Source organism: Bacillus sp. AFS077874 (genome assembly GCF_002566505.1).
Classification (GTDB): Bacteria; Bacillota; Bacilli; order Bacillales; family Bacillaceae_G; genus Gottfriedia.
The window spans coordinates 187,865-210,381 of record NZ_NUYF01000010.1 but is presented as its reverse complement, the minus strand read 5'-3'; the positions used below and the strand labels follow the sequence as shown (position 1 = coordinate 210,381).

22 protein-coding genes are annotated in these 22,517 nt (G+C 33.4%); 19 read left to right on the top strand and 3 right to left on the bottom strand.

Annotation, left to right across the window (positions count from 1 at the left end):
* Positions 1-269 precede the first annotated feature (269 nt).
* The gene (spo0A, locus tag COJ46_RS12315) at positions 270-1,058 is read left to right on the top strand and encodes a sporulation transcription factor Spo0A (protein WP_069034065.1); all 789 of its coding nucleotides are present in this window, start codon (positions 270-272) and stop codon (positions 1,056-1,058) included.
* Between the two features lie 1,108 nt (positions 1,059-2,166).
* Here the strand turns inward: spo0A and bacA are convergent.
* Entirely contained in the window at positions 2,167-2,967 is an 801-nt protein-coding gene (gene bacA / locus COJ46_RS12305) for an undecaprenyl-diphosphate phosphatase (RefSeq protein WP_097974501.1), read from the bottom strand.
* A 214-nt stretch (positions 2,968-3,181) separates the two neighbouring features.
* Entirely contained in the window at positions 3,182-3,349 is a 168-nt protein-coding gene (locus COJ46_RS12300; protein WP_097974503.1) for a YycC family protein, read from the bottom strand.
* Between the two features lie 84 nt (positions 3,350-3,433).
* Between COJ46_RS12300 and COJ46_RS12295 the strand changes: the two genes are divergently transcribed.
* Complete coding sequence (locus tag COJ46_RS12295) at positions 3,434-4,168, top strand: glycerophosphodiester phosphodiesterase (protein WP_286145506.1); 735 nt, start codon at positions 3,434-3,436, stop codon at positions 4,166-4,168.
* An 84-nt stretch (positions 4,169-4,252) separates the two neighbouring features.
* Here the strand turns inward: COJ46_RS12295 and COJ46_RS12290 are convergent, their stop codons facing one another.
* Positions 4,253-4,501 (bottom strand): DUF2627 domain-containing protein, encoded by a 249-nt coding sequence (locus COJ46_RS12290; protein ID WP_069034062.1) that lies wholly within the window; start codon positions 4,499-4,501, stop codon positions 4,253-4,255.
* Positions 4,502-4,681: 180 nt separating this feature from the next.
* Between COJ46_RS12290 and COJ46_RS12285 the strand changes: the two genes are divergently transcribed.
* The 17 genes from COJ46_RS12285 (at position 4,682) to COJ46_RS12200 (ending at position 22,489) form a co-directional block, all read left to right on the top strand.
* Positions 4,682-6,754, top strand: coding sequence for a sigma 54-interacting transcriptional regulator (locus COJ46_RS12285; RefSeq protein WP_097974506.1), 2,073 nt, complete (start codon positions 4,682-4,684; stop codon positions 6,752-6,754).
* Positions 6,755-6,963: 209 nt separating this feature from the next.
* Entirely contained in the window at positions 6,964-7,869 is a 906-nt protein-coding gene (gene yqiS, locus COJ46_RS12280) for a phosphate butyryltransferase (RefSeq protein WP_097974508.1), read from the top strand.
* 30 nt (positions 7,870-7,899) lie between these two features.
* The gene (bcd, locus tag COJ46_RS12275; protein ID WP_097974510.1) at positions 7,900-8,994 is read left to right on the top strand and encodes a branched-chain amino acid dehydrogenase; all 1,095 of its coding nucleotides are present in this window, start codon (positions 7,900-7,902) and stop codon (positions 8,992-8,994) included.
* A gap of 117 nt (positions 8,995-9,111) precedes the next feature.
* A complete protein-coding gene (gene buk, locus COJ46_RS12270) occupies positions 9,112-10,212 on the top strand; it encodes a butyrate kinase (protein ID WP_176522468.1) in 1,101 nt (366 codons plus the stop codon).
* Between the two features lie 19 nt (positions 10,213-10,231).
* Complete coding sequence (gene lpdA, locus COJ46_RS12265; protein ID WP_097974513.1) at positions 10,232-11,653, top strand: dihydrolipoyl dehydrogenase; 1,422 nt, start codon at positions 10,232-10,234, stop codon at positions 11,651-11,653.
* 96 nt (positions 11,654-11,749) lie between these two features.
* Positions 11,750-12,754 carry a thiamine pyrophosphate-dependent dehydrogenase E1 component subunit alpha gene (locus COJ46_RS12260; RefSeq protein ID WP_097974515.1) on the top strand — a complete coding sequence of 335 codons (1,005 nt, stop codon included), beginning with the start codon at positions 11,750-11,752 and terminating at the stop codon, positions 12,752-12,754.
* A gap of 16 nt (positions 12,755-12,770) precedes the next feature.
* Positions 12,771-13,754: an alpha-ketoacid dehydrogenase subunit beta gene (locus COJ46_RS12255; RefSeq protein WP_025671106.1), complete on the top strand. Its 984-nt coding sequence runs from the start codon at positions 12,771-12,773 to the stop codon at positions 13,752-13,754.
* Between the two features lie 27 nt (positions 13,755-13,781).
* Positions 13,782-15,116, top strand: coding sequence for a dihydrolipoamide acetyltransferase family protein (locus COJ46_RS12250; protein WP_097974517.1), 1,335 nt, complete (start codon positions 13,782-13,784; stop codon positions 15,114-15,116).
* 60 nt (positions 15,117-15,176) lie between these two features.
* Complete coding sequence (locus COJ46_RS12245) at positions 15,177-15,461, top strand: hypothetical protein (RefSeq protein ID WP_141437766.1); 285 nt, start codon at positions 15,177-15,179, stop codon at positions 15,459-15,461.
* Positions 15,462-15,701: 240 nt separating this feature from the next.
* Positions 15,702-16,178 carry a GNAT family N-acetyltransferase gene (locus COJ46_RS12240; RefSeq protein WP_097974521.1) on the top strand — a complete coding sequence of 159 codons (477 nt, stop codon included), beginning with the start codon at positions 15,702-15,704 and terminating at the stop codon, positions 16,176-16,178.
* A 172-nt stretch (positions 16,179-16,350) separates the two neighbouring features.
* Complete coding sequence (locus COJ46_RS12235; protein ID WP_097974522.1) at positions 16,351-17,601, top strand: MDR family MFS transporter; 1,251 nt, start codon at positions 16,351-16,353, stop codon at positions 17,599-17,601.
* Between the two features lie 117 nt (positions 17,602-17,718).
* On the top strand, positions 17,719-17,967 hold the full coding sequence (locus COJ46_RS12230; RefSeq protein WP_097974524.1) for a hypothetical protein: 249 nt from the start codon (positions 17,719-17,721) through the stop codon (positions 17,965-17,967).
* A 91-nt stretch (positions 17,968-18,058) separates the two neighbouring features.
* Complete coding sequence (locus tag COJ46_RS12225; RefSeq protein ID WP_097974526.1) at positions 18,059-18,370, top strand: hypothetical protein; 312 nt, start codon at positions 18,059-18,061, stop codon at positions 18,368-18,370.
* A 110-nt stretch (positions 18,371-18,480) separates the two neighbouring features.
* Positions 18,481-18,918, top strand: a complete 438-nt coding sequence (locus COJ46_RS12220) for a BrxA/BrxB family bacilliredoxin (protein ID WP_097974528.1) — start codon at positions 18,481-18,483, stop codon at positions 18,916-18,918.
* A 442-nt stretch (positions 18,919-19,360) separates the two neighbouring features.
* Positions 19,361-19,843, top strand: coding sequence for an NUDIX hydrolase (locus tag COJ46_RS12210; RefSeq protein WP_286133473.1), 483 nt, complete (start codon positions 19,361-19,363; stop codon positions 19,841-19,843).
* A 453-nt stretch (positions 19,844-20,296) separates the two neighbouring features.
* The gene (locus COJ46_RS12205) at positions 20,297-21,052 is read left to right on the top strand and encodes a transporter substrate-binding domain-containing protein (protein WP_097974531.1); all 756 of its coding nucleotides are present in this window, start codon (positions 20,297-20,299) and stop codon (positions 21,050-21,052) included.
* A 96-nt stretch (positions 21,053-21,148) separates the two neighbouring features.
* Positions 21,149-22,489: an aspartate aminotransferase family protein gene (locus COJ46_RS12200; protein ID WP_097974533.1), complete on the top strand. Its 1,341-nt coding sequence runs from the start codon at positions 21,149-21,151 to the stop codon at positions 22,487-22,489.
* Positions 22,490-22,517: the final 28 nt, after the last annotated feature.

The following is a 22,517-nucleotide window of genomic DNA, read 5'->3' as shown; positions in this document are numbered from 1 at the left end:
CTTAATGTTACAGAATTGTAAATTTATATTAAAAATTATAAATTTACATACTATTTCATTTTTTATATAATGAATTATATGTAGAATTCGACTTAATACATAGTAGTTTTTAACGCAATAGTCGAATGCTAGAAGAAATTGAAGAAAACTATCTATATTAATAAAAATATTCAGAATTTATAATAAAAACAGGAAATAAATTTTTATTGTCGAAATTATCGGTAATAAGTAATGAAAATTCACTATAGAGGATGTAGGGAGGAACGGGCGTGGAGAAAATTAAAGTATTATTAGTTGATGATAATAAAGAACTTGTTATTATGTTAGAAAACTACATTAACGCACAAACAGATATGGAAGTGGTTGGGGTTGCGTTTAATGGACAAGACTGCTTACCTCTAGTGAAGGATAAAAAGCCAGATGTACTAGTCCTAGATATTATTATGCCACATTTAGATGGATTAGCGGTTTTAGATCGTTTACGCGCTGGCTTAGTTGAAAAAATTCCAAACGTTATTATGCTAACAGCATTTGGTCAAGAGGATGTTACTAAAAAAGCTGTTGACCTTGGTGCATCATATTTTATCTTAAAACCATTTGATATGGAGCATTTAATCAGCAATATCCGTCAAGTAGTTGGAAAGGGTAGTGCGGTAACTAAACGTAATGCACCTTCTTTAGTTTCTAATTACGAAAGCAAGCCACGTAACTTAGATGCTAGTATCACAAGTATCATCCATGAAATTGGGGTACCTGCTCATATTAAAGGATATATGTACTTACGTGAAGCGATTTCAATGGTATATAACGATATTGAGCTTCTAGGTTCAATTACAAAAGTTTTATATCCAGATATCGCTAAAAAGTTTAATACAACAGCTAGCCGAGTTGAACGTGCAATTCGACATGCGATTGAAGTAGCTTGGAGCCGTGGAAATATCGATAGTATTTCTACATTATTTGGTTATACTATTTCAATGTCAAAGGCAAAACCAACAAATTCAGAATTTATTGCAATGGTTGCTGATAAATTACGTTTAGAACATAAAGCATCTTAATTTATTTTTATAACTAATTATTCAGAAAATTAAATCCCGATTAACTTCTAATAGTGATTCCACAGACATTTCTCTTAGCGAATAACTTCTTATGAGATCTTCGGTACTTTTTCGCATTAGCAATTATATTATTTGTAAAAAGGAAACGTTGTCTATTGTAGACAACGTTTTCATTTGTTTTTGAAAAACAACCATGTCAATTAAATTACCAATTTTTCGTAAAAGGAGTAGAGTGATGTTGATTTCCACTACAGGATGCTCGCTTTCCATGGGGCNNTCTTTAGCCTTCCCGCTAATCCCATAGGAGTCGAGCATCCCTTTTGTTCCAATCAACTTTTTCATCAAAAAATGGCTGCGATAAACCCTTATCAGATAGCTTTTACTTAGAGTCACCTAACTATTGTATATTAATCAGCTTGTAGGTCAATTGATATTGAACATTTATTAAACTAAACAATCGAAATTGTTTTCTAAAAATAGTTCTTTAACTTCTAATAAAATCATTACTAATGTTATTGGAATCATGAAATTGCTCAAACATATTAACATTTAAAACCTTGATAGATCATCCAAAAAATGATAATTTCATCATTAAATAAATGTTCACATTACTACATCAATGAAGGAACAATATTTTATATGAATTTTCTTAACGACAGTGAAAAATAGTATCCATTAAATTTATATTTTATAAAAATTAGTTTGCCTAATAATTTTTAGTATGCTATAATATTCACTGCGCCACTGAAAGGTTTAGATACACGATATTATTACTACGAAATTTGGGAGAAAATTGGACGTATTCCATGACGCGTCAGCTATTTCAACCTTATTTAAAAATGAGTAGTAGTGTCTGTTAGTGAAGATTGTTGTGAAACAAGCTGCCTAATGGAACGGCCCTGGAGCCGAATTGCGAAAGAGAGGTAGGGCTTTCGCCAATAGACAACAATTTTTAAATTTAAATAACTAACATATATATTACAAAGGCTATTCGTATACGTTGTACGAATAGCCTTTTTCCATTCGTAAAATAATCTGATGAATTGAAGATACAAATAAAAAAGATAGGACATACCAATATGGTTGTCCTATCACTTTGTAGTTTTAATTAAAATATGAATACAATCGTAAAAACAATCGCTACAATAAAACGATAAACTGCAAAACCTGTTAGTTTTACTTTCTCTAATAATTTTAGGAAGGAAACGATCGCAAGTAATGCAACTACGAATGCAGTGATGAATCCAGTTGCGAATAATGGTAGATCTGAAGCACTTAAAATATCGATATTTTTAACAAAATCTAATCCACTTGCTGCAATCATCATTGGTACTGCTAAAATAAAAGTAAATTCTGCAGAAGTTTTTCGATCTAATCCAAATAATAATCCCCCAGCTATTGTAGAGCCTGATCGTGAAAATCCTGGCCATAAAGCTAGCATTTGGAAGCAACCAATAATAAAAGCTTGTTTATATGAGATGTGATCTAAATCAGATGATTTAGGATGTTTAGAAACTTTTTCAGCAACAATTAATAAAATACCGCCTGCTACTAATCCGATTACAACAGTTTTAGGTGAGAATAAAACATCTTTAATGAAATCATGGAATATAAGCCCTACAATCCCGGCTGGAATAGCACCGATAATAATATGAATTAAGTTGAGGTTCGTTTGTCTATAACCATCTGATTTAACCCCTAGTACTGACCATAGTCGTTTCCAAAAAACAACAACTACTGCTAGAATTGAACCGAGTTGAACAATTACTTCAAAAAATGAAGCTTTCTCTCCTGTGAAATTTAATAAATCAGCAACTAAAATCATATGACCAGTAGAAGAAACCGGTAAAAATTCTGTTAATCCTTCTACCATCCCCATGATCAAACCAATTAACCAATCAGGTAACATTTAAAAATACCTCCATAAATACTTTTCGTTATAAAATATACACAATACATTACATTTTACTTGAAAACTAATTAATATGAAAGGAAGTTTAAATTAAAATTAGCTCATAATTGTTAATTATTTGTACAATTTTACATAAAAATGTAATTTAGGATTAAATTTAATAAAAAAGGTGCAAAAAAAGAAGTAGAAAAACTACTTCTGCTTACATTTACTATTTAGATTCATTATTCTCAGAAGCTTCTTCGCTTTTAGACAAATCTAATTCCATCAACTTTTTCATTAATATATGCTGTGGCATATGCATAATTTGTTCTAAAGGAACGTTTAACTTCTTAGAAAGTAAAATTGCCGTTTCAGGCGAAATTTGCAATGGTCGCATAATAATCCTCCTTAGTTTCGTAAAATTAGTATACAATAAGAAAAAGAAGAAAGTACATATTTTCTCAACAAGGGGGGAATTTGAGTGGTTGATATTATTGGTCATAGAGGTGCTGCAGGAACCTACCCAGAAAATACAATGGTTTCTTTTATGGCATGTGAAGATTTAGGGGCAGACGGAATAGAGTTAGATGTACACTTATCAAAAGATGGTGAAATCGTTGTAATTCATGATGAAACAATAAATCGTACAACTAACGGTAAAGGTTTCGTTAAAGATTATTCTTTAGCTGAATTAAAGCAATTTGACGCAAGCTATCGATTTAAACGTCAATTTAAAGGATGCACGATCCCTACTTTAAAAGAAGTATTTGATTGGGCAAAAGGAAATAACTTTAGTATCAATGTTGAATTGAAAAATGATAAAATCGAATACCATGGACTTGAGGAACGAGTAATAAATTTAATCCGTTCATATGAGTATGAAAAAAGAATCGTTTTATCTTCCTTTAACCATAAAAGTATGCTTAAATTCCACTTGATGGCACCGGATATTGAAACAGCAGTTCTGTTTAATAGAAGAAGTAAAGAACCTTGGAAGATTGCTGAAGATTATAAAGCAAATGCAATTCATCCTAATTATCGTATAATTACTGATGAACAAATAGAAGAAACGATGGAACATCACATAGCCGTAAGACCGTATACAATCAATGAACCAGCTGTTATGAAACGATTATTTGAAGTTAAATGTACGGCGATTATTACTGACTATCCAGAGCTAGCTTTCCAAGTCAGAAGTCAACTTCTTAGTAAATAAAAAAAGTGCTCTCATCAGCACTTTTTTTGTTTTGTTATTTATCTTTTGGTTTTAATGAGACCCTAAGTTAAACTCTCACAAAACTTATCTTTTTAAAAATCTGCCTTGAACTTTGTTTCGTTTACGATCTCTAAATAAGACAAAGCTTCCGACTAAATAAAAACCGACTCCTAATGAAACAAGTCCGATTAATAATTGCAATGGAAGATTTGGAATGCCAAAAGAATGGATTAGAAATACCGTATCACGAAGTAATTTAATTCCGATAACTGCTAAAGCTATTGGTACAACAATCACAACGAATGCTAACATACGTGTAAATGATTCTTTCATGTTTATTAATTCCTCCGATAAAAGTAACAATAAATTTACGAAATTCTCTTTCTTCATAATCTTATACAAGGATAGTGTTGTCAAGACTTATAAAACATTTGAAATAGACGAAAGAATGACTTTATATATATAATAGTCTAATGTGTTTAATAATTTGTTGAAATTAGTAGGTGAACTAAGATGAAACAAAACGTAATGATCGTTGGAATGGGAACTGGAGGTACAGCTGTTTTAAAACTTCTATCACATTCTGATTTATTTCATGTTGTTGCAGTAGTAGATATGATAAAAGAGGCTAAAGGTTTAGAATTTGCTAAAAGCTTACATATTCCAATACTAAAGGATTGGAAGTCTAATTTAAACGAAGAGATTGATGTTGTCATTAATACTACTGGAGATGAAACCATATACCAGGAAATAATCGAGTTTAAAGCTAAGAATACTTTAGTGATTCCAGGTTCTGTTGCAAAAATGATATCTGATCTTGTTCAAGAAAAAGAATCACTTTTTAATTTAATCAATAATAAAAAAAGACAACAAGAACTAATTTTGGACAACACTCATGATGGGATGATTGTTGTTGATAAATGGGGAAAAATTCTTTTATTTAATCGCTCTGCAGAAAGAATGTTACATACTGATAAAGATGCTGCGATTGGTAGGTATATATTGGATGTTGTCCCAACTAGTAAATTACCTCGGGTTCTTCAAACGAAAAAGAAGGAAATTAATCAAGAGCATATTTTAATTAATGGAAGTAAGATTTTTACGACTCGAATTCCAATCTTTCGAGAAGATGGTGAACTTGAAGGTGCAATTTCTGTTTTTAAAGATGATACTGAAGTAATCGATTTAGCAGAAGAGGTTACAAATTTAAAAGAAGTTTATAGCATGCTTGAAGCAGTCATTCAAAGTTCGGATGAAGCAATTTCAGTTGTAGATGAAAAAGGAAATGGAATTATTATTAATCCGGCATACACAAGACTGACTGGACTATCAAGTGAACAAGTACTAGGTAAACATGCAACGATTGATATTGCTGAAGGTGAAAGTGTTCATTTAAAAGTGTTGAAAACAAAACAAGCAGTTCGTGGAGTACGCATGAAAGTCGGAAAGCAAAATCGTGATGTACTAGTTAATGTAGCTCCAGTAATTGTAGACGGAGAATTAAAAGGCAGTGTTGGAGTAATTCATGATGTTTCAGAAATTTCACAGTTAACGAATGAATTACATAGAGCACGTCAAATTATTAGAACATTAGAGGCAAAATATTCATTCGAGGATATAGCTGGTGAATCTGAAGGAATCAGTTTAGCGATCATGCAGGCTAAATTAGCTGCGAGCACTCCTGCTACGGTTTTACTACGTGGGGAATCTGGAACAGGAAAAGAATTGTTTGCTCACGCGATTCATAATGAAAGCGATCGCAAATATAATAAATTCGTTCGTGTGAATTGTGCTGCGATTTCTGAAACTTTATTAGAAAGTGAATTATTTGGTTATGAAGAAGGTGCTTTTTCTGGCGCGAAACGTGGTGGGAAAAGAGGACTTTTTGAAGAAGCTAATAATGGTAGTATTTTCTTAGATGAAATTGGAGAATTATCACCTGCGATGCAAGCCAAACTATTAAGGGTCCTACAAGAGAAAGAAATAAGACGTGTTGGTGGGACAAAGTCTATTCCTATAAATGTGCGAGTGATTGCTGCGACGAATGTTCATCTCGAGGAAGCAATCATTGAAGGAAAGTTTCGAGAAGATCTTTATTATCGGTTAAATAAACTTCCTATTATTATTCCTGCGCTAAAGGATCGAATTGAAGATATTTTACCAATTGGCGAAAGGTTATTAGCAAAAATTAATCAGGACTACGGTCGAAATGTTGAGGGGATCTCTTTATCAGCATTAAATAAATTAAAAAGTTACAATTGGCCTGGTAATGTTAGGGAATTGGAAAATGTGCTAGGTAGAGCAGTTATATTTATGAAATTTAATGAAAAGCAAATCTTACCGGAACATTTATCAGCGATTGTACAAGTTAAGCAAGAACAAACTGTTCATCATAACGAAGTTCATACTGAAGAAATAAGCTCCCTTGATGAAATGGTTATAAATTATGAAGGTGAAATTATTGAAAAGATATTAATGAAAAATAATGGCAATAAAACAAGGTCAGCAAAAGAGCTTGGAATATCAGTAAGGAATTTGTATTATAAATTGGAAAAATACCACACTGCAAAAAATAGCACGCAATAATTTGCGTGCTATGAACATTTTTGCATACAATTACTGTCATTTTTCAAAATATTGTTGTAGAATAGATTTATTGGTGTTACTAGTACCTGGTACTAGAATGTTGGTTATGTAAGGCTTTTCAACTATTTTTAAAATAGTTTTATCCTTTTTGGAAAGTTGGCACGCAAATTGCTTTATATAGTGCAGGGGGATGAAAGGAAGGGCTTTCAATGAATTTAACAGATATAATGTTACGTGCGAAAAATCATTCTAGGCAAACTGTTGCTGTAGCTGTAGCTGAGGACTTCGAAGTAAAAGAAGCAGTTTCAATTGCGTTAGATAATGATTTAGCAAACTTTTTACTTTTCGGAAACGAGCAAGCGATCTATGAAATGTATGAAGATTTATTAAAAAACGAACAATTTGCAGAAAGACTAAAAATTGTTCATACTCATTCAAACAAAGAGGCTGCTAAAAGTGCAGTTGTAGCTGTTCGCTCTGGTGAAGCTTCAATTGTAATGAAAGGTAATCTTTCATCTTCAGTTCTTCTAAAGGAAGTATTGAACAAAGAATATGGTTTAAGAGATAAAAGTGTTTTATCACATGTTGCAATATTCGATGTACCAGGTAGAGAAAATGCAGTAATCGTAACAGATGCTGCGATGAACATAGCACCTACGTTAGATCAAAAGGTGAAAATTATTGAAAACAGTGTTGAAATTGCAAGGAAAGTAGGAATAGAAACCCCTAAAGTTGCTGTACTAGCAGCTGTTGAAGTAGTAAATCCTGCAATGCAAGCAACACTAGATGCAGCATCATTAACTGTCATGAATACAAGAGGACAAATTAAAAATTGTATTGTTGATGGACCATTAGCGCTTGATAATGCCATTTCTGTTGAAGCAGCTAAACATAAAGGCTTAACTGGAGAAGTTGCTGGGCAAGCTGATATTTTATTAGTACCGACAATAGAAACTGGAAATATTTTATATAAATCTTTAGTCTTTATGGCTAACTCAGAAGTGGCTGCACTTATTGCTGGAGCAAAGGCACCGATTGTTTTAACATCGCGTTCTGACTCTGCAATGACAAAATTATATTCATTAGCATTAGCTATATGTAATTCTAAAAACTAAACTTACACATTTTAAGGGAGCTGTTATTACATGGAAATCTTCAAATACTTAGAAACTTATGACTATGAGCAAGTTGTTTTCTGCCAAGATAAAGAATCAGGATTAAAAGCAATTATTGCGATCCACGATACTACATTAGGTCCAGCTTTAGGTGGAACAAGAATGTGGACTTACGAATCAGAAGAAGCTGCAATTGAAGATGCTCTACGTTTAGCAAAAGGTATGACTTATAAAAATGCTGCTGCTGGCTTAAACTTAGGTGGAGGAAAAACTGTAATCATCGGTGATCCACGTAAAGATAAAAACGAAGCAATGTTCCGTGCATTTGGTCGTTATATCCAAGGCTTAAATGGTCGATATATTACTGCTGAGGACGTAGGTACTACTGTTGCTGATATGGATTTAATCCACGAAGAAACTGATTATGTAACTGGTATTTCACCATCATTCGGTTCTTCAGGTAATCCATCTCCAGTTACTGCATTTGGTGTTTACCGTGGTATGAAAGCTGCTGCAAAAGAAGCGTTTGGTACTGACAGCTTAGAAGGTAAAAAAGTTGCAATCCAAGGTGTTGGTAATGTTGCTTACAGCCTTTGCGAGTACTTACATGAAGAAGGCGCTCAATTAATCGTAACTGATATTAATAAAGAAGCTGTACAACGTGCAGTAGAAGCATTTGGCGCTACAGCAGTAGATCCAGATGATATTTATGGAGTAGAATGTGATATTTATGCACCATGTGCTTTAGGTGCAACAATTAATGATAAAACTATCCCACAATTAAAAGCGAAAGTTATTGCAGGTTCTGCAAATAACCAATTAAAAGAAACTCGTCATGGTGATTTAATCCATGAATTAGGTATCGTTTATGCTCCTGACTATGTAATCAACTCTGGTGGAGTAATCAACGTTGCTGATGAGTTATACGGATATAACTACGACCGTGCAATGAAAAAAGTTGAAGGCTTATACGATAACATTGCAAAAGTTATTGAAATTTCAAAACGTGACGGTATTCCAACTTATTTAGCTGCAGACCGTTTAGCTGAAGAGCGTATTGCTACAATGGCAAAATCTCGTAGCCAATTCTTATCAAATGGTCACAACATCTTAAGCAGAAGATAATTGACCGAATAAAATTTAATTAACATTCCTTTATTTTTTAGATGGAAAGAAAGAGTGAAGTAATAGTACCTCTTTCTTTCTAGTTATAAAGGTAAGGTAAACTTAGAAGGGAGAGTGTTGACAATGCATCGTATTTTAGTAATTAATCCTGGCAGCACATCCACAAAGGTTGGTGTATTTGATGATGAAAAACCAATTTTTGAACAAACAATACGCCATGACGATGAAGAATTAAATAAATACAAAACAATAATTGATCAATATGAATTTAGAAAAAATGTTATTTTAGAGGTATTACACAAAGAAGGCATTAACATTTCTAAATTAAGTGCAGTTTGTGGTCGAGGTGGACTACTTAGACCAATCGAAGGTGGAACTTATGCAGTAAATGAAATCATGTTAGAAGATTTGAAAATTGGTTATAGTGGCCAGCATGCTTCAAATCTTGGTGGAATCATTGCTAATGAGATTGCACAAGGATTAAACATCCCAGCATTTATCGTTGATCCAGTAGTTGTTGATGAATTAGATCCAGTTGCAAGAATCAGTGGACAATCACTTATGGAAAGAAGAAGTGTTTTCCATGCTTTAAACCAAAAAGCTGTAGCACGAAAAGTATCAAAACAGTTAGAACAGTCATATAACGATTTAAACCTTATCATCGCCCATATGGGTGGAGGTGTGAGTGTTGGTGCTCATAAGAAAGGACGCGTAATTGACGTTAATAACGGTTTAGATGGTGAAGGACCTTTCAGTCCAGAGCGTGCTGGAACTGTACCAATTGGTGATTTAATCAAACTTTGTTACTCTGGTGACTACTATATTAACGAAGTTCAAAAAATGATGGTTGGTCAAGGTGGATTAGTTAGCTATCTTGGAACAGCAGATGCAATTAAAGTCGAAAACATGATTGAAGATGGTGACGAAAAAGCTGCATTAGTATATGAAGCAATGGCTTACCAAGTCGCAAAAGAAATTGGAAGTGCGGCAGCTGTACTTGAAGGCAATATTGATGCAATTATATTAACAGGTGGAATTGCTTATAGTGATTTTATCGTTAATGAAATAACAAAAAGAGTTAAATGGATGGCACGTGTAATTGTTTTACCAGGTGAAAATGAACTTCAAGCTCTTTGTGAAGGTGCACTTCGCGTACTTCGAGAAGAAGAAGAAGCAAAAATCTATCCTGGAGAATTTGCAGTTAAATCTTTAGTATAAATGTGAGGAGAATTTCATCATGGCAACAGAATATGATTTAGTCGTACTCGGTGGCGGTACAGGCGGCTATGTAGCTGCTATTCGTGCTTCTCAATTAGGATTAAAAGTAGCGGTAGTAGAAAAAAATAAACTAGGTGGAACTTGCTTACATGCAGGATGTATCCCAAGTAAAGCATTATTACGTAGTGCAGAAGTTTTTTCAACTGCTAAGAAAAGTGAAGAGTTTGGTGTTGAAACATCAGGCGTAACATTAAACTTTAGCAAAGTACAACAAAGAAAAGAAAATATCGTAGCCGGGCTTCATAAAGGTGTTGAGCACTTAATGAAACAAGGGAAAATTGATGTATACAATGGTTTAGGACGTATTTTAGGTCCTTCAATCTTCTCTCCAATGCCAGGAACAATTTCAGTAGAAATGAACGATGGTAGCGAGAACGAAATGCTAATTCCTAAGAACGTATTAGTCGCAACTGGTTCAAGACCAAAGTCTTTACCTGGATTAACTATTGATGGTGAGCATGTAATGTCATCTGATGAGGCGTTAAAAATGGAGTCACTTCCTGAGTCAATTATTATCGTTGGTGGCGGTGTAATCGGTATTGAGTGGGCTTCAATGTTAGCAGATTTTGGTGTTGAGGTAACAGTAATCGAGTATAGTAAAACAATTTTACCTTTAGAAGACGAAGAAATTTCTAAAGAAATGACTAGATTATTAAAGAAAAAAGGAATTAAATTAGTTACTGATGCAAAAGTTTTAGCTGAAACTTTAGTAATCGATAACGGTGTAAGAATTAATGCACTTCACAAAGATACTGAGAAATCTTTCACTGCTGAAAAAATGTTAGTATCTGTTGGCCGTCAAGCGAATGTTGAAGGAATCGGTTTAGAAAATACTGAGATCGTAGTTGAAAATGGATTTATTCAAACAAATGCTAATTACCAAACTAAAGAAACACATATTTATGCGATTGGTGATGTAATTGGTGGCTTACAATTAGCACATGTTGCTTCTAGAGAAGGTACAATTGCAGTTGAGCATATTGTAGGCAATTCACCACTTCCATTAGATCCAACAATGGTTAGTAAGTGTGTTTATAGTAATCCAGAAGTTGCATCTGTTGGTTTAACTGAGCGTGAAGCAAAAGAAAAAGGTTATACAGTTAAAAAAGGAAAATTCTCATTCCGTGCAATCGGTAAAGCTTTAGTTTATGGTGAGCATGATGGATTTGTTAAAATAATTGTTGATGAAGAGACGAATGATCTTCTTGGTGTTCATATGATTGGACCTCATGTAACTGATATGATCTCTGAAGCTGGTTTAGCACGAGTATTAGATGCAACTGCTTGGGAAATTTCTCATACAATTCATCCACATCCTTCATTATCTGAAGCTATTGGAGAAGCAGCACTTGCTGTAGAAGGATTAGCAATTCACTCTTAATTTAAAAAATTGAAATGTAGAGAGCAATCTCTACATTTCATCACTATAATGATTTAAAACGCTTCCACACATGTATGTGGTAAAAGGGGGATATTTATGGAAAAGGTTACAACTTCAAACCGTCATGAACAGCTTGGTCTATCAAATGATGACGTTCTTAGTATGTATGAAACAATGCTAATGGCACGTCGAATTGATGAGCGTATGTGGTTATTAAATCGTGCTGGTAAAATTCCGTTCGTTATTTCTTGTCAAGGTCAAGAAGCAGCTCAAGTTGGATCAGCTTATGCATTAGATAATACAAAAGATTACGTATTACCATATTACCGTGATATGGGTGTTGTTTTACAATTCGGAATGACAGCAAAAGAATTAATGCTTTCTGGTTTTGCAAAAGCAGAAGATCCAAACTCTGGTGGACGTCAAATGCCAGGTCATTTTGGACAAAAGAAAAATCGTATCGTTACAGGTTCATCTCCAGTTACAACTCAAGTACCTCACGCTGTAGGTGTATCACTAGCTGCAAAAATGGAAGGTAAAGACATTGTCTCATGGGTTTCATTTGGTGAAGGTTCTTCTAACCAAGGTGATTTCCATGAAGGTGCAAACTTTGCTGGTGTACATAAGTTACCAGTAATTTTCATGTGTGAAAATAACAAATATGCTATCTCAGTACCTATTGAGAAGCAATTAGCATGTGAAAAAGTATCTGATCGTGCAATTGGATACGGTATGCCTGGTTTCACTGTTGATGGAAATGATCCTTTAGAAGTTTATCGTGTAACAAAAGAAGCAGTTGACCGTGCTCGTCGTGGAGAAGGTCCAACATTAATCGAAGCTGTATCTTATCGACTAACTGCACACTCAAGTGATGATGATGATCGTATTTACCGTTCTCGTGAAGAAGTAGAAGAAGCAAAAAGCAAAGATTGCTTGTTTACATTTGCGAAATACCTTCATGAAGTTGGTGTATTAACAGAAGATATAGAAAAAGAATTAGATACAAAAATTCGTGCGATCGTTGATGAAGCAACTGACTACGCAGAAAACGCTCCATATGCAGCACCTGAGCATGCATTGAAGTTTGTTTACGAAGAATAAGAGGGGGTAGGACAATATGGCAGTAATGTCTTATATTGATGCAGTAACTTTAGCGTTAAAAGAGGAAATGGAACGCGATCCAAAGGTATTTGTATTAGGGGAAGACGTTGGATTAAAAGGTGGAGTATTTAAAGCGACTCACGGTCTTTATGATCAATTTGGTGAGGATCGTGTATTAGATACACCACTTGCAGAATCTGCAATTGCTGGTGTTGGTATTGGTGCTGCAATGTACGGACTTAGACCAGTAGCTGAAATGCAATTTGCTGATTTCATTATGCCTGCAGTAAACCAAATTATTTCTGAGGCATCAAGAATTCGTTATCGTTCAAACAATGACTGGACTTGTCCTATTACAATTCGTGCTCCTTATGGAGGCGGTGTACACGGTGCACTATATCACTCTCAATCTGTTGAGAAGGTATTTGCAGGTCAACCAGGATTAAAAATTGTAATGCCTTCTACTCCTTATGATGTAAAAGGTTTATTAAAAGCAGCAATTCGTGATAACGACCCAGTAATTTTCTTTGAGCATAAACGTGCTTATCGTTTAATTAAAGGTGAAGTACCTGAAACTGATTATGTACTTCCAATTGGAAAAGCTGATGTAAAACGTGAAGGTGAAGATATCACAATCATCACTTATGGATTATGTGTACATTTTGCTCTTCAAGCTGCTGAAAAATTAGCTCAAGATGGTATTTCTGTACATGTTTTAGACTTACGTACAATTTATCCATTAGATAAAGAATCTATTATCGAAGCTGCTTCTAAAACAGGAAAAGTTTTATTAGTAACTGAAGATAATAAAGAAGGAAGTATAATGAGCGAAGTTGCAGCAATTATTGCTGAAAATTGCTTATTTGAATTAGATGCGCCAATCGCACGCCTTGCTGGCCCTGATGTTCCGGCAATGCCTTATTCTCCAACAATGGAAAAATTCTTCATGGTTAATCCAGATAAAGTAGAAAAAGCGGCTAGAGAACTTGCAGCATTTTAATGGCACTGTTTGAAAAAGGGGGACATAATGATGATCGAAAATATTAAAATGCCTCAATTAGGTGAAAGTGTAACAGAGGGTACAATCAGTACTTGGTTAGTAAAAGTAGGAGATCGTGTAAATAAATACGATCCACTTGCTGAAGTTATGACAGATAAAGTTAATGCTGAAGTACCATCTTCATTTTCTGGTGTGATTAAAGAATTAATCGCAAATGAAGGTGAAACTTTAGCTGTTGGTGAAATCATTTGTACGATTGAAGTTGAAGGAGCTTCTAGTGAAGTGGCTGCTACAACAATCGAAGAAACTAAACCAGCTGAAAAAGTAGCACCTGTAGCACCAGCACAAACTCCTGTAGCTGCTGCACCGGTTCAAACTATTGCTAAAACTGATGAGTCTGGTAAAGTACGTTTTTCTCCAGCTGTACTTCGTTTAGCACAAGAAAATAATCTTGATCTTTCATTAATTCCAGGTACAGGAAATGAAGGTCGAGTTACTCGAAAAGACGTTTTAAATGCAATCGCAAATGGTGTACCACAAGCGGCACCAGCACCTGTTGCAGTTGAAGCTCCAGCTCAACCAGTTGTAGCACAAACTGCTCCTGCTGCCCAAGTAGCGACAGCACCTGCTGCAGCACCAGCACCTGTTATTCCAACAGCAGTTGGTGATATTGAAATTCCAGTTACAGGCGTACGTAAAGCAATTGCATCAAATATGTTACGTAGTAAACATGAAGCTCCACATGCTTGGATGATGATCGAAGTAGATGTTACAAACTTAGTAAATTACAGAAACAGCCTGAAAGATTCTTTCAAGAAAAAAGAAGGCTTCTCTTTAACATTCTTCGCATTCTTTGTTAAAGCTGTAGCGCAAGCACTTAAAGAATACCCAATGATTAATTCAATGTGGGCTGGAGACAAAATCATCCAAAAGAAAGATATTAACTTATCGATCGCTGTTGCAACAGACGATGCATTATTTGTTCCAGTAATTAAAAATGCTGATGAGAAAACAATCAAAGGTATCGCACGTGAAATTACTGAATTAGCTACAAAAGTTCGTACTGGTAAATTAAAATCAGACGAAATGCAAGGTGGCACATTCACAGTAAATAACACTGGATCATTTGGTAGTGTTCAAAGCGCGGGTATCATTAACTACCCACAAGCTGCAATTTTACAAATTGAAAGCATCGTAAAACGTCCAGCTGTTGTAAACGGAATGATTGGTGTTCGTGATATGGTTAACCTATGCTTATCACTTGATCACCGTGTACTTGATGGATTCATTTGTGGTAAATTCTTAGGAAGAGTAAAAGAAATCCTAGAAAATACAACAAAAGAAAATACGAATGTATATTAATTTATAAACGAAAGAGGTTGTCATTAGGGCGGCCTCTTTTTTTATGTTATTTTGATCGTCGTGGGAGGTGCAAATAAAGATAGAGAATCTGCAAATAAAAATAGGGAAACTGCAAATAAAATTAGTAAAACAGCAATTAAAAGTGTAGGTGCAAATAAAAATAGAGAATCTGCAAATAAAAATAGCAAAACCGCAATTAAAAAAAGCAAAATTGCAATTAAAATTAGTGAAACTGCAATTAAATCCCACAGTATCGCAAATAAAATAAGAAATTACCCATACCGGTTATCGTATTTTAACTTAATAATAGTCGAAAATAGACCCATTCAATTAGGTTTTTTCTAAATTCTTTCTTCTGTGTACAAAAATAGTGATGAATTACGCAAATTATCTATAATAAAGGAAAAATAAAATCACGCATAATGACAAACGCCATCGAGATACCCCATGTAATTAAACAAGTTATTTTTTCAATAAAATTGAGCCTCTATCCTGAATTATAAAATAGCTCTTTTTTAGTGATTTATGATAAAATTAATAATTATAAAATTCTGTATTTTTTAAAAATGGGTGGAGGTGGAATTTATGCTAGTTGAACAAAATGGTTATTACATATCAACGAATAAAGAATTATTAAACAGAGACGTTATTTATAACTTTTTAGACAAAGAATCATATTGGGCAAATGAAATTCCTTACGAATATATTGATCGATTTATCAAAGGATCATTCTGTTTTGGTGTTTACACGGGGAAACCAGGAGAAAGTGATTCTACCCAAGTAGGCTTCGCAAGAGTAGTATCAGATGGCGTCACATTTGCTTATTTAGCAGACGTATTTATTCTCCCAGAATACCGTAAACAAGGCTTATCAAAATGGCTTATGGAAGAAATCATGGGTTATGAAAAACTATCAACAGTAAGGACATTCATGCTTAAAACAAGAGATGCTCACAACTTATACCGCAAATACGGCTTCGAAGTGATTGATAATAGTAAAAACCGATTCATGGCAATATTAAAAGACAATCTGTATCGAAATATGAAAAACAATAGGGAATAGGATATCACTCCTCTTCTCTATAGCCCTCTTTTCCATGGCTTCATGCTATACCTTTTTCCTTTACACAACCTCCAGCTCAATTTTAGATCCCTGAACTAAAATCTTTACAAACTGTAACATTTGTAAGATAATTTACAAATATGTGACATCTTAGAGAATTAGGGGGGATAAGATGTTTAAAAATTTATCTGCCGTACATCCTGTTGCTTGGAATATCGTTATTGGAACGTTATTCGTTAGATTTGCTAGCACAGTAAGTATGCCGTTTTTAGCTATTTATTTAACTTCAGTTAAACATATCTCACCTGCAATGGTTGGGCTTATGTTAACAGTTTCATCTTTTTTAGGGGTATTTTTCAGTTTTATAGGAGGAACTCTTTCTGATCGTATTGGAAGGAAAACTATTTTATTATCGAGTATTTTCTTATGGTCTATTACATTAGTTGGTTTTGGACTAGGAAATTCATTCGCCTGGTTTTTTGTGCTGAACTCGATCTTAAATATTTGTTCATCATTTTTCGAACCTTCTTCAAGAGCTTTACTTTCTGATTTAACCGACGAGAAATCAAAACTGTTAGTCTTTAATTTGCGATATGCCGCTATTAATGTTGGAGTTGCAGTAGGTCCTTTAGTTGGTTTATATCTAGGAAGCTCAAAAAGCACATTGCCATTTGTATTATCTGGGATTGTGTACTTTTTTTATGGTTTAACATTATTATTTATGTTATCAAAGTATAAAATTGGAGAAGGTAAGTCTGCTTCAGCATCTAACAAAGTTTCGATGAAGGCGTCGTTTTCAATTTTACGTAAGGATATCATCTTTGCTTTAACGATTCTAACAATCTGTTTTTATGGACTCGGTTATTCACAAAGCTTTTCAACAATGTCTCAATATTTTGCGAATGCACCACAGTTTCATAATGGGGTTAAACTGTATGCGTATTTGACAACAATCAATGCAGTAACTGTAGTCATACTTCAATTCCCAATTGTAAGTAGAATGAAGAATTTTTCACCTACTGTATCGATGATGATTGGTAATGTGATTGTTAGTTTAGCTGTTGCTGGATTTGGATTATTTACAAACTTTTTCTTATTAGCAATCGTTATGATAGTGTTAACTGTAGGCGAAATATTTGCATTTACATTTACAGATGTATTTGTCGATCAGCTTGCTCCAGAAGAATTAAAGGGAACTTATTTTGGGGCAATGGGATTCTCAAAACTCGGTTTCGTTTTCGGTCCAGCGCTTGGTGGAAGTTTATTAGCTTACTTCGGATATGAAAATGGCGGACGTGGATTTGTTATTATTAGTGCAATCGCTTTTATAAGTTTTCCAATGATGTATTTTGTAAATCGACTTTTTCAAAAAAGAAATGCAGTCAAGGTTGAATCGGATACAAAATTAACTGTTAATTCTTAAAAGAACGCAAATAAGCGTTCTTTTTTTGTAAGATTAAGTATTTTTTCCATTCATTTCCAGTAACAAATTGTGATACATTTAATGTAAGAATAAAAATAGCTAGGATGGTGAGTTATATTGAATAAATTTGGTTGGCTTTCTTTAATGATGGTTGGTATCAGTATAGTTATAGCTCTTTTTATTAATGATCACCCTCAACAACTAGGCATATTCCTTTTATGTTTCTTAATCTTATCAGTAACAGGGGTAATTTTTGCATTCCTCTCAAAAAAACTTACAAATATTATTCTTGGCGTAGTCCTAAATATTGTCACATGCATTTTCTTCTTCTTAGTAGTATTGGCATTTGGCATCGGAGAAGCTTAAATATTAGAGTTTTTTGATTTCATACTATTAAAGTATGCTTTCGTTCATTTCCTCATATATTTGTATAAACAAGCGATATGGAGGGAGAGATATGGACGAACTTCTTTTTGATCAGCTTAAGTTATTAAGTTGGGACTGTATAATATTAGAAGGTGCTAGTGAGCAAGAAGAAGAGCTAATGAAAAATGTATTATCCACATTACATTCAATCGGATTAAAAAATAAAATTGATGCAAAAGTTTTATTTATTGCAGGTGATGTGGAAAAGATTGATCAGTTTGTCGTAAAAAATCCTTTCGTCACTGTTATACGTGTTGTTGAAGAATTAAATGAAGATTACCAATACGCCATATCTACATTAGCTCATTTACCGAATTTAATTGTAGAGTTAGTGGATGAATAATTACGGCGTTAAAAGATTCATTTGAAATAATAAAACTAGCAGGTTCAAAAGCTTGAATTAATAGCCGCTAAATTGGTAAGATGAAAAAAAGCATGTAAGGAGTAGATGAAATGAATATGAATTTTAATTTTTTTATGAATGATGTTGTCCATACTGCACGTCAAGAAATCGTAGCGGCTGGTTATGCAGAGTTAAAAACACCTGAGGAAGTAGAGCAAGCTCTAGAAAAGAAAGGCACTACACTTGTAATGGTAAACTCAGTATGTGGTTGTGCTGGTGGTATTGCTCGTCCTGCAGCAGCACATTCAGTGCACTATGATGCAAGACCTGACCAATTAGTAACTGTGTTTGCTGGGCAAGATAAAGAAGCTACTGCAAGAGCTCGTGAATTTTTTACTGGTAAAGCACCATCATCTCCGTCATTTGCACTTTTAAAAGACGGTGAGCTTGTAGCGATGGTTGAGCGTCATGAAATTGAAGGTCATGATCCAATGCAAGTCATTCAAAAACTTCAAAATTACTTCGATCAATTTTGTGAAGAAATTTAATTAAAAAGTACAAAAATTTATGNNCATAAATTTTTGTACTTTTTTTGTACATAATATTATTATTATGTAAACTATAATTCAAATGAAGCGTTTTAATTAATTATTTTGTAAATAAAATAAAAGATAAAAAAGAAAGATAATACAGCTAAAGAGCATGTAAAAATTAATAACATTAATGCATCCTTATATGCCGTTTCATCAAATTTTACGCGAAAAGCGAAGGATTCTGATCTATGTTTTTTAAATTTTCTATACTGGTTTAAATCGATAATATTTGATTGATCCACAACACACCTCTCCTTTGTAGTTCTAATATATTAATTAAATTTTAAAATATTCTAAATAATTAGTAAAGTTGTTTTGCAAACAAATTAATAGCAAATTATGCCATAATTAATAGAAATAAAATTTGCTAAAATGTTTGAAAGGTAAGTGGGAATTTGTGAAATATACTTTATGTTTTATCAAACGAAATGATGAACTATTAATGTTAAATCGTATAAATGCTCCTACAATGGGAATTTGGAATGGTGTTGGTGGAAAAATAGAAAAAGGGGAAACAATCGAAAGATCCGTTCAAAGAGAGATTGCAGAAGAAACCGGAATACAGATTGAGTTGAAAGATATAACTTATAAAGGTAAAGTGACCTGGCATGAAGAAGATGCGGATTTCGGAGGTATGTATGTATTCCTGGCCGAGGTTTCTAATCGCTTAAAATATGATACGCCTTTAAAAACAGATGAAGGAATTTTAGATTGGAAAAAAATTGATTGGGTATTAGATGTAAAAAATCAAGGAGTAGGTGAGTGTATTCCTTATTTTCTTCCAATACTATTAAAAAACGAGCAAAATCATCATTATTCCTTTTATTATAAGGAGAATAAGGTTGTTGATGTAGTAATAGAAGAGGAAGTTTTAATATAATAAAATAATTTATAAATGAATAATGTAATCATTTTTATGAAAATACCATTTCCAAAATGGTATTTTTTTTAAGAATAATGTTGAAAACGCTTAAATTTGGGGGGATTCAAGTATTCACTCATAAAAAATGTAGTGATTTGCGAGATTTGTCGAAAACTTTTTGAAAGATTTGAAAAGTCTAATAACAATAAACTCATTCAATTGAATGAATAAATATATAAACATAATGAATATTAATAAAAAAAATTTTATTATAATATCCCTGTAAAATTAAGCTATATCTAATTTTTTTGTCGAAATACTGAAAAATATAGTTGCATATTTATTAGTATGTGTTAAAATTCATTTTGTAGAATAATTATTCATTCGAAAAAAATGGTTGTTTAATAGAATACTAAAAAAGATAATAGAAATAATAAGTTTGAATTTTACAAAAATTAGGGGGAAGCATTAATGAAAAAAATAGTCGGAGTTTTAGCTGCATCAGCATTATCAATTGGAATGTTATCTGCTTGTAACAAGTCAGATGATAAAACCTTAATCTTAGGAACAAGTGCGGATTATAAGCCTTATGAATTTATTGACACAAAAAATGACAAAATAGTCGGGTTTGATGTTGATCTAGCTAAAGCGCTTGGTAAAAAAACTGGATACACAATTAAAGTAAAAGATATTGATTTTAACTCATTAATTACTGCGATGAATGCAGATAAAGTAGATTTTATTATGGCCGGTATGAAAAAGACACCTGAGCGTGCGAAAAATGCAGATTTTACTGAACCATATTTCACTGATCAAAATGAAATAGTTGTAAATAAAGATTCAAACATTAAAAGTGTTGAAGATTTAAAAGGAAAAACAGTCGGTGTACAAGCTGGTTCAATTCAAGAAACAAAAGCAATTGAAGTTTCTAAAAAGATTGGATTTAAAGTTGAAAACAGAAACCGTATTCCAGAGATGGTAGAAGAATTAAAAGCGGGAAGATTTGATGCTGTTGTTATTGAACAATCTGTAGCTAGTGGATATCTAAATAAATTACCTGAAATGCAAGGTGAATTAATGCAAGAGTTCTTTGAACAATCAGGTTCAGCAGTAGCTCTTCCAAAAGGTAGTAAATTAACACCTAAATTTGAAAAAGCACTAAAAGAATTAAAAGAAGATGGAACTGTTGATAAATTAATTAAAAAATGGTTCGGTGAATTGAAGTAATTGGTAAGATTTTAATAGTTTAAAAGATAAACCTATCGGGTATGGCAGATGTTTAGAAATGATAAGTTTTTGTTGTAATCAGGGGAGGAATTATTGATGGAGAAAGATTGGAGTCACTTATTAGAAAAAATGCCTTTACGTCTTGCGCCAAGCATGGCAAAGGATCATCCTAACTTACCTGTTGTAAAGGAAGAAGGGTGTTACTACTATGGTGTAGATGGTAAAGAATACTTAGACTTTACATCTGGTATTGCTACTACAAATGTTGGACATCGTCATCCCAAAGTAGTACAGGCAATTAAAGATGGCGCTGATTCTTTAGCACATGGTCCATCGGGTGTTATTATTTACGAATCGATTTTAAAGCTTGCAGATGAGTTGGCTGAAATTCTTCCTGGTAACTTAGATACTTTCTTTTTTGGTAATAGTGGAACTGAAGCGATTGAAGGTGCGATTAAGCTAGCTAAACATGCTACTAAACGTCCATATATTGTTTCATTTATTGGTTGTTTCCATGGCCGTTCTATGGGAGCATTAAGCGTTACGACTTCAAAAAGTAAGTATCGAAAATTTTTACAACCAACAGGCTCTTATCAAATTCCTTATGCAAATGTTTCAGAATGCCCTGAAGGTTATGATGAAGAACAATATGCAGTAGAGCAATTAGAAAAAGATTTTAAACGTTTATTTAATCATCAAGTAACACCAGAAGAAGTAGCTGCAGTTATTGTAGAGCCAGTTCTAGGTGAAGGTGGATATATAGTACCACCTAAAGCATGGTTAAAGAAAATACGAGAAATCTGTGATAAAAATAATATTTTACTAATTTTTGATGAAGTTCAAACTGGATTTGGACGTACAGGGGATTGGTTTGCTGCACATACTTTTGATGTAACGCCAGATATTATGGCAATTGCAAAAGGTATTGCAAATGGTATTCCTTTAAGTGCTACTGTAGCATCAAATGAACTAATGAAACAGTGGCCACTAGGTAGTCATGGAACAACATTTGGAGGTAATCCAATAGCTTGTTCAGCTGCACTGGCTGTTTTAGAAATTATTAAAGAAGAAAAGCTTTTAGAAAATACGAAAGAAGTTGGAGCTTACGCAGTAGAAAAACTGAATGCTTTAAAAGAAAAGCATCCGGTAATTGGAAGCATTCGCTCAATTGGTTTAATGATCGGCATTGAAATCATTAATCCAGCTACAAAAGAACCAAACGGTGATGGTTTATTTAAAATTCTTGATCTTGCTTTGGAAAAAGGTGTTTTATTCTACTTCTGTGGTAACAACAGTGAAGTAATCCGAATGATTCCACCATTAACAGTTACGAAGAATCAAATTGATGATGGGTTAGCTATCTTAGATGAAGCATTAACAGAATATGAGCAATCCATTGGATATGAATTATATGAAACAAAGGGCATTGGTTTCTAAACCAGTGCTCTTTATCTAAACAGACTTT